The organism is Bartonella bilalgolemi (assembly GCF_023500045.1).
Taxonomy (GTDB): Bacteria; Pseudomonadota; Alphaproteobacteria; order Rhizobiales; family Rhizobiaceae; genus Bartonella; species Bartonella bilalgolemii.
The window spans coordinates 1-14,672 of sequence record NZ_JAMCOF010000015.1 but is presented as its reverse complement, the minus strand read 5'-3'; the positions used below and the strand labels follow the sequence as shown (position 1 = coordinate 14,672).

14 protein-coding genes are annotated in these 14,672 nt (G+C 36.8%); 3 read left to right on the top strand and 11 right to left on the bottom strand.

The window, feature by feature from the left end; genetic code table 11:
* Both M4Z11_RS06895 and M4Z11_RS06890 read right to left on the bottom strand, forming a co-directional pair.
* A partial coding sequence (locus tag M4Z11_RS06895; RefSeq protein ID WP_283772530.1) for a helix-turn-helix domain-containing protein occupies positions 1 to 855 on the bottom strand: 855 nt, incomplete at its 3' end.
* 288 nt (positions 856 to 1,143) lie between these two features.
* Positions 1,144 to 1,584 (bottom strand): hypothetical protein, encoded by a 441-nt coding sequence (locus M4Z11_RS06890; protein WP_249677895.1) that lies wholly within the window; start codon positions 1,582 to 1,584, stop codon positions 1,144 to 1,146.
* Positions 1,585 to 1,715: 131 nt separating this feature from the next.
* Here M4Z11_RS06890 and M4Z11_RS06885 point away from each other — a divergent pair, with 131 nt between their 5' ends.
* Positions 1,716 to 2,285, top strand: a complete 570-nt coding sequence (locus tag M4Z11_RS06885; protein ID WP_249677892.1) for a hypothetical protein — start codon at positions 1,716 to 1,718, stop codon at positions 2,283 to 2,285.
* A 417-nt stretch (positions 2,286 to 2,702) separates the two neighbouring features.
* On the opposite strand, the gene M4Z11_RS06880 is transcribed toward M4Z11_RS06885, so the two are convergent.
* The 7 genes from M4Z11_RS06880 to groES form a co-directional block, all read right to left on the bottom strand.
* On the bottom strand, positions 2,703 to 3,146 hold the full coding sequence (locus M4Z11_RS06880) for a hypothetical protein (RefSeq protein ID WP_249677889.1): 444 nt from the start codon (positions 3,144 to 3,146) through the stop codon (positions 2,703 to 2,705).
* Between the two features lie 81 nt (positions 3,147 to 3,227).
* Positions 3,228 to 3,533 (bottom strand): hypothetical protein, encoded by a 306-nt coding sequence (locus M4Z11_RS06875; RefSeq protein WP_249677887.1) that lies wholly within the window; start codon positions 3,531 to 3,533, stop codon positions 3,228 to 3,230.
* A gap of 108 nt (positions 3,534 to 3,641) precedes the next feature.
* Positions 3,642 to 3,809 (bottom strand): replication initiation protein RepC, encoded by a 168-nt coding sequence (gene repC, locus M4Z11_RS06870; RefSeq protein WP_249677885.1) that lies wholly within the window; start codon positions 3,807 to 3,809, stop codon positions 3,642 to 3,644.
* Between the two features lie 334 nt (positions 3,810 to 4,143).
* Entirely contained in the window at positions 4,144 to 4,974 is an 831-nt protein-coding gene (locus M4Z11_RS06865; protein WP_249677883.1) for a ferredoxin--NADP reductase, read from the bottom strand.
* 593 nt (positions 4,975 to 5,567) lie between these two features.
* Positions 5,568 to 5,906 (bottom strand): zinc ribbon domain-containing protein YjdM, encoded by a 339-nt coding sequence (locus M4Z11_RS06860; protein WP_249677881.1) that lies wholly within the window; start codon positions 5,904 to 5,906, stop codon positions 5,568 to 5,570.
* A 196-nt stretch (positions 5,907 to 6,102) separates the two neighbouring features.
* The gene (gene groL / locus M4Z11_RS06855) at positions 6,103 to 7,746 is read right to left on the bottom strand and encodes a chaperonin GroEL (protein WP_249677878.1); all 1,644 of its coding nucleotides are present in this window, start codon (positions 7,744 to 7,746) and stop codon (positions 6,103 to 6,105) included.
* A 56-nt stretch (positions 7,747 to 7,802) separates the two neighbouring features.
* The gene (groES, locus tag M4Z11_RS06850; protein ID WP_249677877.1) at positions 7,803 to 8,099 is read right to left on the bottom strand and encodes a co-chaperone GroES; all 297 of its coding nucleotides are present in this window, start codon (positions 8,097 to 8,099) and stop codon (positions 7,803 to 7,805) included.
* Between the two features lie 231 nt (positions 8,100 to 8,330).
* On the opposite strand from groES, the gene fumC reads away from it, so the two are divergent.
* Positions 8,331 to 9,719 (top strand): class II fumarate hydratase, encoded by a 1,389-nt coding sequence (gene fumC, locus M4Z11_RS06845; protein ID WP_249677876.1) that lies wholly within the window; start codon positions 8,331 to 8,333, stop codon positions 9,717 to 9,719.
* A gap of 29 nt (positions 9,720 to 9,748) precedes the next feature.
* Here the strand turns inward: fumC and M4Z11_RS06840 are convergent, their stop codons facing one another.
* The gene (locus M4Z11_RS06840; RefSeq protein WP_249677874.1) at positions 9,749 to 11,377 is read right to left on the bottom strand and encodes an alpha-D-glucose phosphate-specific phosphoglucomutase; all 1,629 of its coding nucleotides are present in this window, start codon (positions 11,375 to 11,377) and stop codon (positions 9,749 to 9,751) included.
* A 181-nt stretch (positions 11,378 to 11,558) separates the two neighbouring features.
* Here M4Z11_RS06840 and M4Z11_RS06835 point away from each other — a divergent pair, with 181 nt between their 5' ends.
* Entirely contained in the window at positions 11,559 to 12,083 is a 525-nt protein-coding gene (locus M4Z11_RS06835; RefSeq protein WP_249677872.1) for a peroxiredoxin, read from the top strand.
* Between the two features lie 86 nt (positions 12,084 to 12,169).
* On the opposite strand, the gene hisS is transcribed toward M4Z11_RS06835, so the two are convergent.
* Positions 12,170 to 13,666: a histidine--tRNA ligase gene (gene hisS, locus M4Z11_RS06830; protein ID WP_249677870.1), complete on the bottom strand. Its 1,497-nt coding sequence runs from the start codon at positions 13,664 to 13,666 to the stop codon at positions 12,170 to 12,172.
* Positions 13,667 to 14,672: the final 1,006 nt, after the last annotated feature.

Genomic DNA, 14,672 nt, shown 5'->3' with positions numbered 1-14,672 from the left:
TTCGTTTTTGCCGTTCACTCTTTTTTCATAAGCCATTTTATTGTGACCGGAGGTCACATCATTTATTTGAGTGTGTTCAGAGTTATCTGAACACTCATTTCTATTACACTTACAATTTAAGTTAAGGGTTGTATTATGTATATGCATAACATTTTTGCTATTTGTGCATAACATTTTTGTAAAACATAAGCGATCTAAGAGCCAATTTAAAAGCCTAATAGCTTTTTCCAATCTAAGAATAGAAGCTCTAAAAGGAGAACCAAGAGCAGCTTTAATTTTATTCAAACGATTTAAAAACATTGAAGCAATAGGTGTAGATTTTATCTCTTCAATACGAAGCCGTAATCGACGATAAGCGCCACAAAAGGTTCTAATAGCCATACTATGATGTTTCTTTTCTTCTTTAGTCGTTGAAATAGAGTGCTGAAGTTCATAGTAACGCGCAATTAAAATGCTAAGATCAATACCACAAGCAATTGGTACATGATTAGCAGAACTAAAACTATAGCGTTTATAATTAGCTGAATCCCGCATCACAATAAGACCTTTATCAAAAAGACGTGAAAGTAATCTACTCACATGAACGGAAGTACAGCCAATTTCCAAACCAATTTGATGGTTGCTTTTAAAAACTATTGGGATTTTACCTTTTTCAAAATGCGTAATGGGTACAGTGTTTAAAAGTTTGGTTAATAAATGGACTTCCGTTCCTTTGATAAGGCCAATTATAGGTAAATCTTGTACAAGAAAAATAAGTTGGCTTCTACTAATATGGCCAATATCAGTATTATCCGCAATTTTTATATATTCCCAGTGCTTTGAAGTTAATTTTCTACCAGATGTTTTATTAGCCATAATTCTTTAAACCTCTCCATTAGAGGCAAAAAAATGTCAAAATATCACCTTTTCTGCAAAATTCCTCTTGCAAAACACAACACGATAAATTAAATTGGAAATTATGATATTTTGGGTTCCAATTTAATTTATCCTTAGGTGAGATTTTTAGAAACCCTTCTGTTTTAGCAGTTGGGTTTTTATTTTTTTGCCATTGTATTATCCTCTATTTTAAACGACTCATATCTTTACATAACGAGTCAACGTGGAGCTATATTGAAAAGAATAAAAAATTCAACATAGTTAAAATTAGGTCCCTGTCTTCCCATTCTTCAATCCAGTATCGTTTGTGAAAACAACCTGCTTGCTATTAAAAACAAAGTTTGGATTAATAAAATACCAAGCTCTATGATTTTGTTTAGCAATAAGACCAGCTTTTTCTAATTCCGCTACACCGCGAAAAAAGGTTGTTGGTGATAACGCTAGCTTTCTTTCTTGAGCTTCAAGAAATGTTTTTAAAACAGCCTTATCTAAAATCACAGCATTCGTGCGAATTAATCTATTTTGAAGTATCCAAGCCAAAACCAAAAAAACCTTTATCCCTGCTGATTTGAGACCAAAAACAAGCGAAACATTGACAAGAATCTGTTCTTCTGGATCCTTAATAGAAAACACAACATCATTAACGAAAGGACTTTGATTGTACCTAATCGTTTGCTTTCTTTGTTTGGCTGATATACTAACTGTCATTTGTGATAAGATAATTCTCATGTTTGAGATACTAGAAAATATCATTAGAAATGATTCTTCAGTAATTATCAAGTTTTATTTTTATTTTTTGAAAAAAATATTCACTAACCAAGATATTTACAGGTATTTAAATGAAAGAAATTAAGTTGAGACAAGAGCGATATTCCCCATATGAAAATCCTTTCCTTAATAAATCTGAAATTTGTACCAATAATCAGACTATCAAAACACAACTTACACAACGAAAACTATTAGATCCTACTACTGGCGAGGAAATAGATATACCTACGATTCATGTTATTGAGAAAGAAGATGAAAAAAATTTCATAAAAGTATTTGCCGCTGGAATTCAAGCAATTTTTGATCTATCTCGCACTGGATATCGTGCTCTTGTTTTAGCTTTGCAAACATATCATACCAATCAAAGTAATCATGACGGAAGCATTACTCTTATCTGGTATGACGGAGGAGTTAATGGCCAAAAACTGGATATGACTGATAGAACATTTTACAGTGGCTTAAAAGAACTCACAAATAAAGGGATTTTAAAACCCAAACTGCCTAATCAATATTGGGTCAATCCTATTCTGTTTTTCAAAGAGGAAAAAATCGCCTTCGTTAAAGAATATCAAATAAAACCGTCTTCTGGAAACACTAAAAAAAAGAGTAGTTCATCAAAGCCAGATCTTTTAGATGACTGATATCGAAGATTTCACAATGTAAGTTTTATACATAATAAACATCGACATATGCTTAACATACATGAAGCTTCCCCTTTCATTCATGATTTCGGAGCCGCGTAAGAAGGAGATAATAAGCCGTTTAGTTCTGGGTCAAGGACGTCTTAGACGCCATGAAATGGTTTCCTTGACTTTAAGAACTAAGGCTTGTTAGTCCCTTCATTAAACGCGGATCTGATCTCATGATTTTGGTGAGCGGTCCAGAGAGTTTGAGAGGCGGATAGCCTCTCATCTTACAAGCGAAGTGACGTATAGGGAAGGGAACGCGCCCCTACATAGCGCTGTAGTGACCAACCTATACGGAAAAAAGCTTGTTAATTTTATATAAAGATGAATGTATAAATTAATAAAAAGTTTTGTTATGATTACCTTATTGGATCATAGATCTATACCAATAGCTTTGGCTTGCATTTTCTCGTAGAGTTTTTGCATTACTTTTATATTCTCTCTTCGCACTTTACGAATTGATTTTTCAATGTCTGTTAAACGCGCTTTATCCCAATTTCCTAACCTTGCATAATGTGATGCCATTGCTTGGCGTGCTTCATCATAAGGTAAGCCGCCTTTACGATTGTTTGGCAAACTATAAGCCTCATTTATCACTTGATATTTCTCAGGATTTTCTACAAACGCTACATGATTCCTAACAGTATCAATCTCAGTCAACGCTGTTTTAAAACTATTTATCATTCCTTGACTATTAGCATAACGAAGCAAATCATCTTCTATGATGCTATATTCTGCATCAATAAGTAATAATAAATTAGCGTTTTTACCAACATTGCAAATGTAATTGCAAAGATCTTTTCGTACAACTTGCAAATTCTTCGCAGTTAATGCTCATTATGCTTTTTTACATATCCATTTTGTCGTAATAAAAGCCGTTTTAAAGTTTCATCTTTTTTAGAAATGGTAACCTCCTATGACAACGCCTTTATCTAACCAATCTGGACCATATTCTTCATCAGCATCTTTAGTAGAAAACCCCATATCACGAATAAATTGTGCTCCATGCCGTTTTTTAAGAAATAAAAGTGTGTGAGCTGGAGGTTCTGTCATTGCCAACCATTCCCATGCTGCTTGGCTATCATTAGCACGGTCAGCTGCTTCTGATTCAGAAAGATAGATACAATCTTGATTTAAACCGCCTGCACGCAACTCTTCGCGTTCAGCATCAGTCATATAACTTTTGGGCAATTTCTTTTGCATAGGAAATTCCTTTCTGTAATATCCTTTTTTGGTTTAGGTATTTTAAAAGTTTTCAGGACTTTGTTCAACGTGATTTGAACGCATGAAATTCTTCATTTTTTGTTTTTTTTAAGAATTTTCCTTTATTAAAGCATAGAGGGAACGTTCTAGATATAATTCACTGCGATTTTCTTTAGCAATCATGCCGCGGAGATATCCACCAGGTGAATTTATGATCTGTCTGCAATGTTTTTCTACGATAATAGCAATAGCGAGCGCTGCTTTTTTAAATCCCATATATTATGATTATACATAAAGGCAATAATTTTCCTCCGCATATACTCATATCAAATAAGTAAGATATTACAAATTATGCATACCTTTTATGTATACCTTATTTTTGGCCAAAGTTGCTGATGAACTCACCTTTCTTCAAATCCTAAATTATCTTTTGTTCAAATATAATCTTTCTTATAGAAAGCAATATATAATAGTATCTTATCACTCTCTGTATTCATCTAACGAATAGAGTTTACAGAAATCGTTTATTGAAATGCTTCCTCGAATAAATCAGAATAGAAAAATTTTAAAATTAATAAGCAACTTTCATACTGTAAAATAAATTGCTTTCTTACCCCACAAAAGCACGTTCTAAAACATAAGTCGCTGGGGCATTATTGGCTCCTTCAACAAGACCAAAGGTTTCACATAACCTAGCACAATCCTTCAACATTGCCATTGAACCACAAATCATAACACGGTCCTCCGTGGGATTGATTTTCGGCAATCCAGTTCTTTCGAAAAAAGCACCGCTTTCCATAACAGCAGTAATGCGTCCCGTATATTCTGAAGGTTCACGGGTAGTCATGGGATAAAATTTCAACTGTTTTACATATTCACCAACCAATGGATCATGTTGTAAGGAAGCAACAAGATCTTTCGCATATATCAGTTCATTACACTCACGTGTTGTTTGAATAAGTACTACTTGGGAAAATTTTTCATATGTTTCAGGATCACGAATAAGACTTGCAAAAGGAGCAACACCTGTCCCTGTTGAAAAAAGATAAAGACGCTTCCCAGGGATAAGAGCATCAAGAACTAAAGTTCCAGTCGATTTTTTACGCATTAAAACTGTATCACCAATTTTAATTTTTTGAAGATGTTCTGTTAATGCTCCCCCTGGAACTTTGATCGAAAAAAACTCAAGCTGTTCATCCCAATATGGACTTGCAATCGAATAAGCACGATAAATTGGCTTTTCTGCGTTTGGCAAACCAATCATAACAAATTCGCCTGAACGAAAACGAAAACTTTCCGGACGATTAAGGCGAAATTTAAATAAATTATCCGTATAATGATAAACTTCTTGAACAGTAAGCGCAAATACATCTTCAGGAATTGGAAAATTTAAAGCAATATTCCTGACATCTGATTGAACATTGATTGCTGATGCGCTCATAAACTCTTCCTTATATTTTGATGCAACATTGAATCACAAATTTTATAAATAGTATAATTCTTGCATAATCATCTACTTATATTTCTTTACAATAAAAACTATTGACTAAATATTTTATACTGAATTTGGAATAGATGTGTATTATACCATGAATGCAAAAGAGAAAAAATGGGATAACTAACAGTAAGGTCAAGTGCAGCAGCACAAACTATAGACTCATAAAATCTCGATAGAAGATATTTTTCTCTTATTCGGCATTCATTGCATTCTTCACTAATAGCGTAAATTCTTAACCAACAAGATCCAAAACACAATAATATTTTATTATTTTTTTTATTATTATTGTGCTCTCTCTTCTTTTATGCCTCTGCTCATGAACTTTTGACGTTAACAATATATTTTTTCAAAAACGCTTATGAAATGCATAAAGAATAGTACAGAATAAAAAGAAGAATATTTCTTTCTATAATAAAAAATATGAATTTTATACTTCTTGCAAAGTAAAATGAGTGCTTTGATGATTTTTTCTCTCTCTTCTTTCCTTTTATTATTGAGAGGTAGATTCATTATTGTAGGATGATAATTTTTTGGAATTAAACTTTTTTTACAAATTCTGACTTTAAAGCCATCTGACCAATTCCAGGTATTTTGCAATCAATATTATGATTTCCTTCTACTAAACGGATATTCTTAACCTTTGTACCACTTTTTAAAACAGATGAAGAACCCTTCACTTTAAGATCTTTAATGACCATCACGCTATCACCATTTGCTAAGAGCTGACCATTAGCATCATAAACTTCAAAAGAAATAGGAAGCTCTTCATTATTGTTTTGAGGCCACTCATGCGCACATTCAGGACAAATAAAATGACCATTGTCTTCATAAGTATAAAGACCATCACACTGAGGACACTGAGGCAATTGAGTCATACATCTCGCCTTTGTTCAAGAAAAATTATTTATTGTAAATCACACATACAAATAAGACAAGGAAAAGACCTATTGAACATAAGATATACCTAAATGAGCAAAAATTTGTTAGCTGATTTGAGAATAAAATCAAAGGAAAAGCATAAGAAAAACGGGCCAGTAGGCCCGTTTTTCTTTTATCTTTGGCTTATAGGCATTAGAAATCCATTCCGCCCATTCCGCCCATTCCACCACCGCCCATTGGAGGCATCGGTGTATCTTTCTTTGGAAGTTCAGCAACCATCGCTTCTGTTGTGATAAGAAGGCTTGCAATTGATGCAGCATTCTGTAAAGCAGAGCGAACAACTTTTACTGGATCAACAATTCCCAAAGCAATTAAGTCACCAAATTGTCCCGTTGCAGTATTGTAACCAAACGTATCTGAATTATTTTCCAATACCTTGCCAACAATAATTGCTGCTTCTTCACCTGCATTCATCGCGATCTGACGTGCTGGCGCTTGCAAAGCACGACGTACAATGTGGATACCAGCCTCTTGATCAGGATTCTTTCCTTTGACAGTCAACGCATTTGCAGCACGCAAGAGAGCAGTTCCACCACCAGCAACAATACCTTCTTCTACAGCTGCTCGTGTTGCATTCAAGGCATCATCAACACGGTCTTTCTTTTCTTTCACTTCAACTTCTGTTGCACCACCAACACGAATAACGGCAACACCACCAGCAAGTTTTGCGAGTCTTTCTTGCAGCTTTTCACGATCATAATCAGAAGTTGTTTCTTCAATCTGCGCCTTAATCTGGTTAACACGTGCAGTAATTTCAGCCTTGTGTCCAGCACCATCAATAATGGTCGTGTTTTCTTTAGTGATGTTAACTTTCTTTGCACGTCCAAGCATATCTAAGGTAACATTTTCAAGCTTAATACCAACATCTTCAGAAATAACCTGACCTGATGTTAAGATAGCAATATCCTCTAACATCGCTTTACGGCGATCACCAAATCCTGGAGCTTTAACAGCAGCGATTTTCAAACCACCACGCAGTTTATTAACCACGAGGGTTGCCAAAGCCTCACCTTCCACGTCTTCTGCGATAATAAGCAGAGGTTTACCCGATTGCACAACTGCTTCAAGAACAGGAAGCAAAGATTGCAAATTAGACAATTTCTTTTCATGAATAAGGATATAAGGATCATCAAGATCAGCGACCATTTTTTCGGCATTTGTCACAAAGTAAGGAGACAAATAGCCACGGTCAAATTGCATACCTTCAACAACTTCTAATTCAGTTTCAGCTGTTTTTGCTTCTTCTACCGTGATGACGCCTTCATTGCCTACTTTTTCCATAGCATCGGCAATCATTTTTCCAATTTCAACGGCACCATTTGCAGAAATCGTTCCAACTTGTGCAATTTCTGCTGAAGTTTGGATTTTTTTCGCTTTTTTGAAAAGATTCTCAACAACTTCTTCAACAGCAGCATCAATCCCGCGCTTGAGATCCATTGGATTCATCCCAGCAGCAACAGCTTTTACACCTTCTTGTACAATCGCTTGCCCTAAAACAGTAGCTGTTGTTGTTCCATCACCTGCAATGTCGTTGGTTTTCGAAGCCACTTCGCGCAACATTTGTGCGCCCATATTTTCGAACTTATCTTCTAATTCAATTTCCTTTGCAACGGATACACCATCTTTCGTGATACGAGGCGCACCAAATGATTTATCAATCACCACATTGCGTCCTTTAGGGCCGAGCGTTACCTTAACAGCATTAGCAAGGATATCAACACCGCGCAATAAGCGCTCACGCGCTTCACGGCCAAATTTGACTTCTTTAGCAGCCATCTAATTTCTCCTTGGAGTTGTCTTAAATAATCAAACAAAATAATTGAGAAATTGGATTAACCCAAAATTCCCATAATATCAGACTCTTTCATGATTAATAGGTCTTCACCATTAATCTTAACTTCAGTTCCAGACCATTTCCCAAACAAGACACGGTCTCCTGCTTTCACTTCTAGAGGAACGCGCTTTCCACTATCATCGAGAGCACCATTTCCAACCGCAATAATTTCACCTTCTTGAGGTTTTTCCTTTGCTGTATCAGGGATGATAATCCCACCAGCTGTTTTATTTTCAGATTCAACCCGACGAACAACGACACGATCGTGAAGTGGGCGGAATTGTATATTAGCCATGTTTTATATCCTTAAAACTTAATATAATTGAATTAATCTTAAGTTCCTGTTAGCACTCTCTTGTAGCGAGTGCTAACAATAAAGCGAATATAAACATGGCATATTTCCATGTCAAGGGTTCTCATTAAAATTAACCTGCATCTTTTCATAGTCTTCTGTATAAAATTTTAACGCTTATTTTTTTGATTAATTTATAGTATAAAGAAATTTAAATGAATTATAGGAATCGTCATGCTTAAAACTCGTCAAGAAACCGACAGCTTTGGAACAATCACCGTACGCAATGATCGTTATTGGGGAGCACAAACTGAACGTTCTCTTCATCATTTTAATATAGGCATAGAAAAACAACCTTTAACCCTGATTTATGCCTTAACTCTTATTAAAAAAGCTGCAGCCCTCGTTAATATGGAAAAAGGGAAACTTCCGCAAAATATCGGGCAAACGATTGTTACCGCGGCTGATGAAGTCCTTGCAGGAAAATTTGATACCCATTTTCCTCTTTCTGTTTGGCAAACAGGTTCCGGCACACAAAGCAATATGAATGTCAATGAAGTCATTGCCAACCATGCTAACGTACTTTTGGGAGGGACGCTTGGAAGCAAAAAACCGGTTCACCCGAATGATCATGTGAATATGAGCCAATCCTCAAACGATTCCTTTCCCACAGCCTTACATATTGCGACCACACTGCAAACACGCCAACATCTGTTACCAGCTCTTGATGCTCTTATTGTAAGCCTACAGAGAAAAGAAAAAGAATTTTCCGACATCATCAAAATCGGACGGACCCATACTCAAGATGCAACGCCTCTCACATTAGGGCAAGAATTTTCAGGCTATCGCGCCGCTCTAGAAGCCAATCGCACACGAATTGAAACAGCGCTCACTGATGTTCAAATGCTTGCTCAAGGAGGCACAGCCGTCGGAACAGGTCTCAATGCTCCATTAGGCTTTGATGACGCATTTGCCAAAACAATAAGCACCCTCACAGGAATCACTTTCAAAACCGCTCAGAATAAATTTGAAGCGCTTGCTCATCACGGAGCTCTTACACATTTTCATGGCAGCCTCAATGCTTTAGCAGCTGACTTGTTCAAAATTGCCAACGACATTCGTTTCTTAGGATCGGGCCCACGTTCAGGACTAGGTGAATTGAGCCTTCCGGAAAACGAACCAGGTTCTTCTATCATGCCAGGAAAAGTCAATCCGACACAGTGTGAAGCTCTAACCATGGTCGCTTGTCAAGTATTTGGCAACCATAGTAGTATCACATTTGCCGCCAGCCAGGGGCATTTTGAACTGAATGTCTATAAGCCGCTCATTGGATATAATGTGCTGCAATCACTCAATCTTTTAGGAGATTGTATGCGCTCTTTCGAGACATATTGTATCCAAGGATTACAAGCAAATAGAGAACATATTCACGCTTTGATGGAACGTTCTCTCATGTTGGTTACTGCTCTTGCTCCAGAAATTGGCTATGAAAAAGCAGCTGAAATCGCCAAAACAGCCTATAAAAATGGGACAAGTCTCCGTGAAGAAGCTTTAAAAGCAGGTGTTTCTGCCGCTGATTATGATCGACTTGTTGACCCTCGAAAAATGATTCAGCCACAATAAGAAAAGAATTATTGCCAAAGAAAAAGTGTTTATGTAATAATATCCGGCTGTTCGCGTCCTAAATGATGTTTGATTTTTAACACCTCAAAAGCGGCTTGCTTTAAAGGGTGAAGAACTTTTTGCGGATCTTGATTGTGCTTACAGGGATCACCCTCATACTGTTCAAGATAAAGCCGAACAAGAGCTCCCGTTGTTCCCGTGCCAGAAAGGCGAACCACTAAACGTGCTCCATGGTCAAAAAAAATACGGACTCCTTGCCGTATACTCACACTATGATCAACGGGATCATGATAAACAAAATCATCAGCTTTCTCGACCGTTAATCCAGCTATTTTTGTACCTGTCTTTGGTAAGCATTCGGATAATTGTTCTACCATTGCAAAAGCTTTGTAGGCTTCTATCTCTTCATAATCATACCGTGAAAAATAAAAGCGTCCATAGGTATACCAATGCTGTTGAGCAATTTGTGCCACGGTTTTTTTCGTCACAGCGAGAAGATTCAGCCAGAATAAAACAGCCCATAATCCATCTTTTTCACGCACATGATCTGACCCTGTACCAAAGCTTTCTTCCCCACAAAAAGTTATTTTTCCAGCTTCTAGAAGTGTTCCGAAAAATTTCCACCCCGTTGAGGTTTCAAACAAATTCAATCCTTTTTTCTTTGCAACGCAATCGACAGCACGCCCGGTTGGCATAGAGCGTGCAACTCCCACAAGACCTTGTCGATATCCTTTAATTAAAGAAGCATGATCAACCATAATCGCAAGAGAATCAGAAGGATTGATAAATTGTTGACGACCAATAATGAGATTACGATCCCCATCACCATCAGAAGCAGCTCCCAAATCCGGTCCTTGCTCAGACATTAATAAATCATACAAATCCTTAGCGTGAACCAAATTCGGATCTGGATGTTTGCCACCAAAATCTGGTAAAGGAACCCCATGAACGACTGTTCCTTCAGGAAATCCTAAGCATTTTTCAAAAATTTCTTGCGCATAAGGGCCTGTCACAGCATGCATTGCATCAAATCGGAAAGTTAATCCCTCAGAAACCGCTTGCGCAATACACTCAAAATCAAAAATTTCCTGCATCAGCGCACTATAATCAGCAACAGGATCGATAACATCAACCTGCATAGATCCGATAAATACCGTTCCTTGTCTCTCTAAATCGATCTCTGAAGCATCAATAATTTTATAAAAAGACAAATGTTGTGATGCAGTAAAAATAGCATTACACAAAGAAGTAGGTGCTGGCCCTCCCTGAGAAATATTATATTTTATCCCGCAGTCACCCTGTTCTCCCCCAGGATTATGGCTTGCCGAGAGAATAATACCGCCATGCGCATGATACTTGCGAATAAGATGCGAAACAGCAGGCGTGGATAAAATCCCTCCTTTACCGACTTTAATACATCCAACACCATTAGCAGCAGCCATTTTCAATACGGTCTGAATAATCTTGCGATTCAAATAGCGTCCATCTCCTCCCAAAATGAGCAATTTTCCCTCAAGAGGTCCCACAGTATTAAAAATAGATTGAATAAAATTTTCAACATAATGGGGTTGTTGAAAAGTTGACACCTTTTTCCGCAAACCAGATGTCCCCAACTGTTGATCTTTAAAAGCTGTCGTCGAAATAATATTCACCGTCATTATGACGCCTGCAAAGCACTATTATTTGATTTGAACATTTCCTTAAAATTGATCATTAATTCCTCTTGACGTAAACATAAAATACCTGCAAATTAAAGAAACTATAGGACATCCTTAAATGTAAAACAAAACTCAAGATTTTCGGAGATATTCTTCTTATATAAAGCACAGGAGTGCAATCATGTTTAGAAAAAAAGTTCCCAATGTTACCTTCCACACACGTGTTCGTGATGAATCAATCAGTGGCGATAATCCTTATCGGTGGCAAAATGTCAACAGCGACACTTATTTCAAAGGAAAACGGGTTATTCTTTTCTCTCTGCCTGGAGCCTTTACACCCACCTGCTCAACTTTTCAACTTCCTGATTTTGAAAAACTCTATGATGACTTTAAAAAAGTAGGTATTGATGAAATTTATTGTATTTCCGTAAATGATGCTTTTGTTATGAATGCATGGGGAAAAAGTCAAGGCATTAAAAATGTGAAACTCATTCCCGATGGATCAGGTGAATTTACACGGAGAATGGGAATGTTGGTTGCCAAAGATAACATTGGTTTTGGCATGCGGTCATGGCGCTATGCTGCTGTCATTCAAGATGGAGTGATTGAACAATGGTTTGAAGAGGCAGGTACATCAGACAATTGTGCCACAGATCCTTATGAAGTCTCCTCACCGCAAAATATTTTAAAGGCCCTACAAGGGTAATTGCAGCGGTTATTTTTCTCTCTGATTTTTTCTCCCTTCCTTCATTAATATAAAAAAGGGAAGGGATTTCTGAGGTTTTTGAGCTCCTAAAAGTTCTGTGATTTTTGAGCAATGAGAATATTTTGAACTGTTTGAACTAATTGATCTTCATCAACAGTTACTTGCGCTGGGCGGCTTTCACGCCATGTCTGATTATCTTTAATTTCATGGGATAAACGCGCTCCTTCGACCAAATCTTTGATCTGAACCTTTCCCGTTTGACGTTCTTGTCCTCCCTGAATAACTACGCAAGGCGCATGACGTCGATCAGCATATTTCATCTGTGCTTTAATCCCTGATCCACCTAAATACAGTTCAGATCGAATACCTGCTTGGCGCAAACGCATCACCATTTTTTGATAACGCACAAGAGCTTCTGGTTCTTTATCCATCATTAAAACCACAACGGGACCTATCGTTTCCTTCACAGGAAGTTTGCCAAGATTTTGCAAAGCAGATATCAAACGCGAAACACCAATAGAAAAACCTGTTGCTGGAACATTTTCCCCACGAAAGCGAGCAACTAACCCATCATAACGTCCCCCTCCACCAACAGATCCAAACACAACTTTTTGCCCATCATCATTAAAAACATCAAAAAGCAGTGCAGCCTCAAAAACAGGTCCTGTATAATATTCTAATCCTCGCACAACTGATGGATCAATTTTGATACATTGCTGATAGCCATTTTCAGAAAAAATCGCTTGCATTTCTTCAAGCTCACAGATCCCTTCAAGCCCTTGAGCACTATGTCCAACCATCTTTTTCAGATTATTAATTGTTTCTTCAGCCGTTTCAGCACCAACCGCCATCAAAGCAAGAACACACTCAATTTCCTTTTCCTTTAGTCCCGCTCCTTTGGTAAAATCACCACTTTCATCCAAACGCCCCTTTCCCAAAAGCAAGCGAACCCCTTCTGAACCAAATTTATCGAGCTTATCAATAGCTCTCAGAACAGTTAAGCGTTTTCCCTCCTGTTCTTTTCCGCCGAGGCCAACAAGTTCCAAAACGCCATCCAAGATCTTCCGATTATTCAGACGAATAACATAATCTTGCTGCTGAATACCTAATTTTTCTAAACTATCCGCTGCCATCATGCAGATTTCCGCATCAGCTAACACCGTTGGCGCTCCAACAATATCGGCATCAAATTGCATAAATTGTCGAAAACGCCCTGGCCCCGGCTTCTCATTCCGAAAAACAAACCCATAACGATAGCTTCGATAAGGCTTAGGTAAAGTTTCAAAATTCTCGGAAAAATAACGAGCTAGCGGAGCGGTCAAATCATAGCGTAAAGACATCCATTGCTCATCATCATCTTGCAAAGAAAATACACCTGCATTTGGTCGATCTGAATCAGGCAAGAATTTACCAAGAACATCCGTATATTCGAAAATCGGTGTTTCCAATGCTTCAAAACCGTAAAGTTGATAAACTTCACGAATTTGAGCAATCATTGTTTCAATAGTATATAATTGCGCGCCTGTGCGGTCGATAAAACCACGGGGTAAACGGGCTTTGGTTCTTTCTTGTGTCATAGCCATTATTTTTCTCTAGCAGCAATGTGTGTTTATAGATCATTGTGTCTACCTTATCATAACAAACGCTGCAATGGCTTTATATAATTGCTGTTATACACCACCAAAAATCACCTATATTGCCAACTTAATGATATCAATTGTTTTGTCAGATATGCTATCAAGGGAGCTAAAAAATCAATATACGTTTCAGCACAACAAACAGCTGTATCTGATAAAATCTTTTCCTCCCGCTTTTAAAATCATTATCTTAAAAACTTCTCCAATTCCTCTCATACAAAAACTAAAATTTTCAACAGTTATCCAGAACAAAGATCAAGATATAAATGCAAACTTAATCCCATAACTTTCAAAAGAGAAAGTATTCCCATATTGCCAAGCTTAAGCAATATGAGTGCAAGACTACAAAGGTAGAGAGTTTTTCTAAAAGAAGCTCATCACCAACAAAACAACCGTTATTGAATAAACAGAAACAGGATTCACAAGTGAATTGAGAACAACTCCAACCATTTGATGTATAATAATTAAACCTTTTTTCGCTTTAAAATAACCTAATCAAGATTGAATATATCTAAACAGTGTAATCTTTTTCTCTTACATTTGTATCTACAGACTACCAAGCACGAAATTATTGGTCATAAAATCAATATAATTTAATAATACATCTAAAAATTAAAACTCAAAACAGTGAAAACATAGGATAAGAATTTTTTATTCTATTAAACCAATAATTTAGTAGGATCATGAAAAAAAACCAATAAGTAATTTTGTTATCTACATTTGCACGATCTTCACTGTATGATTTTCTCTTCCTCTGAATAAAGTCTTAAGATTTTTTCTAGCTAAGATTTTTAAGAATATCTTATTTATACTTACAATCATTCTACAATTTTTTGACAATTTTATTATTTTTTTGTGTGAAGTTTTATTGTTTTATATTTATCTGTTATTTTCTGTATTTACAGCGGACATTTTATGTTTTTTTTAGAGTTTGATTTTTATGAGCAGCTTT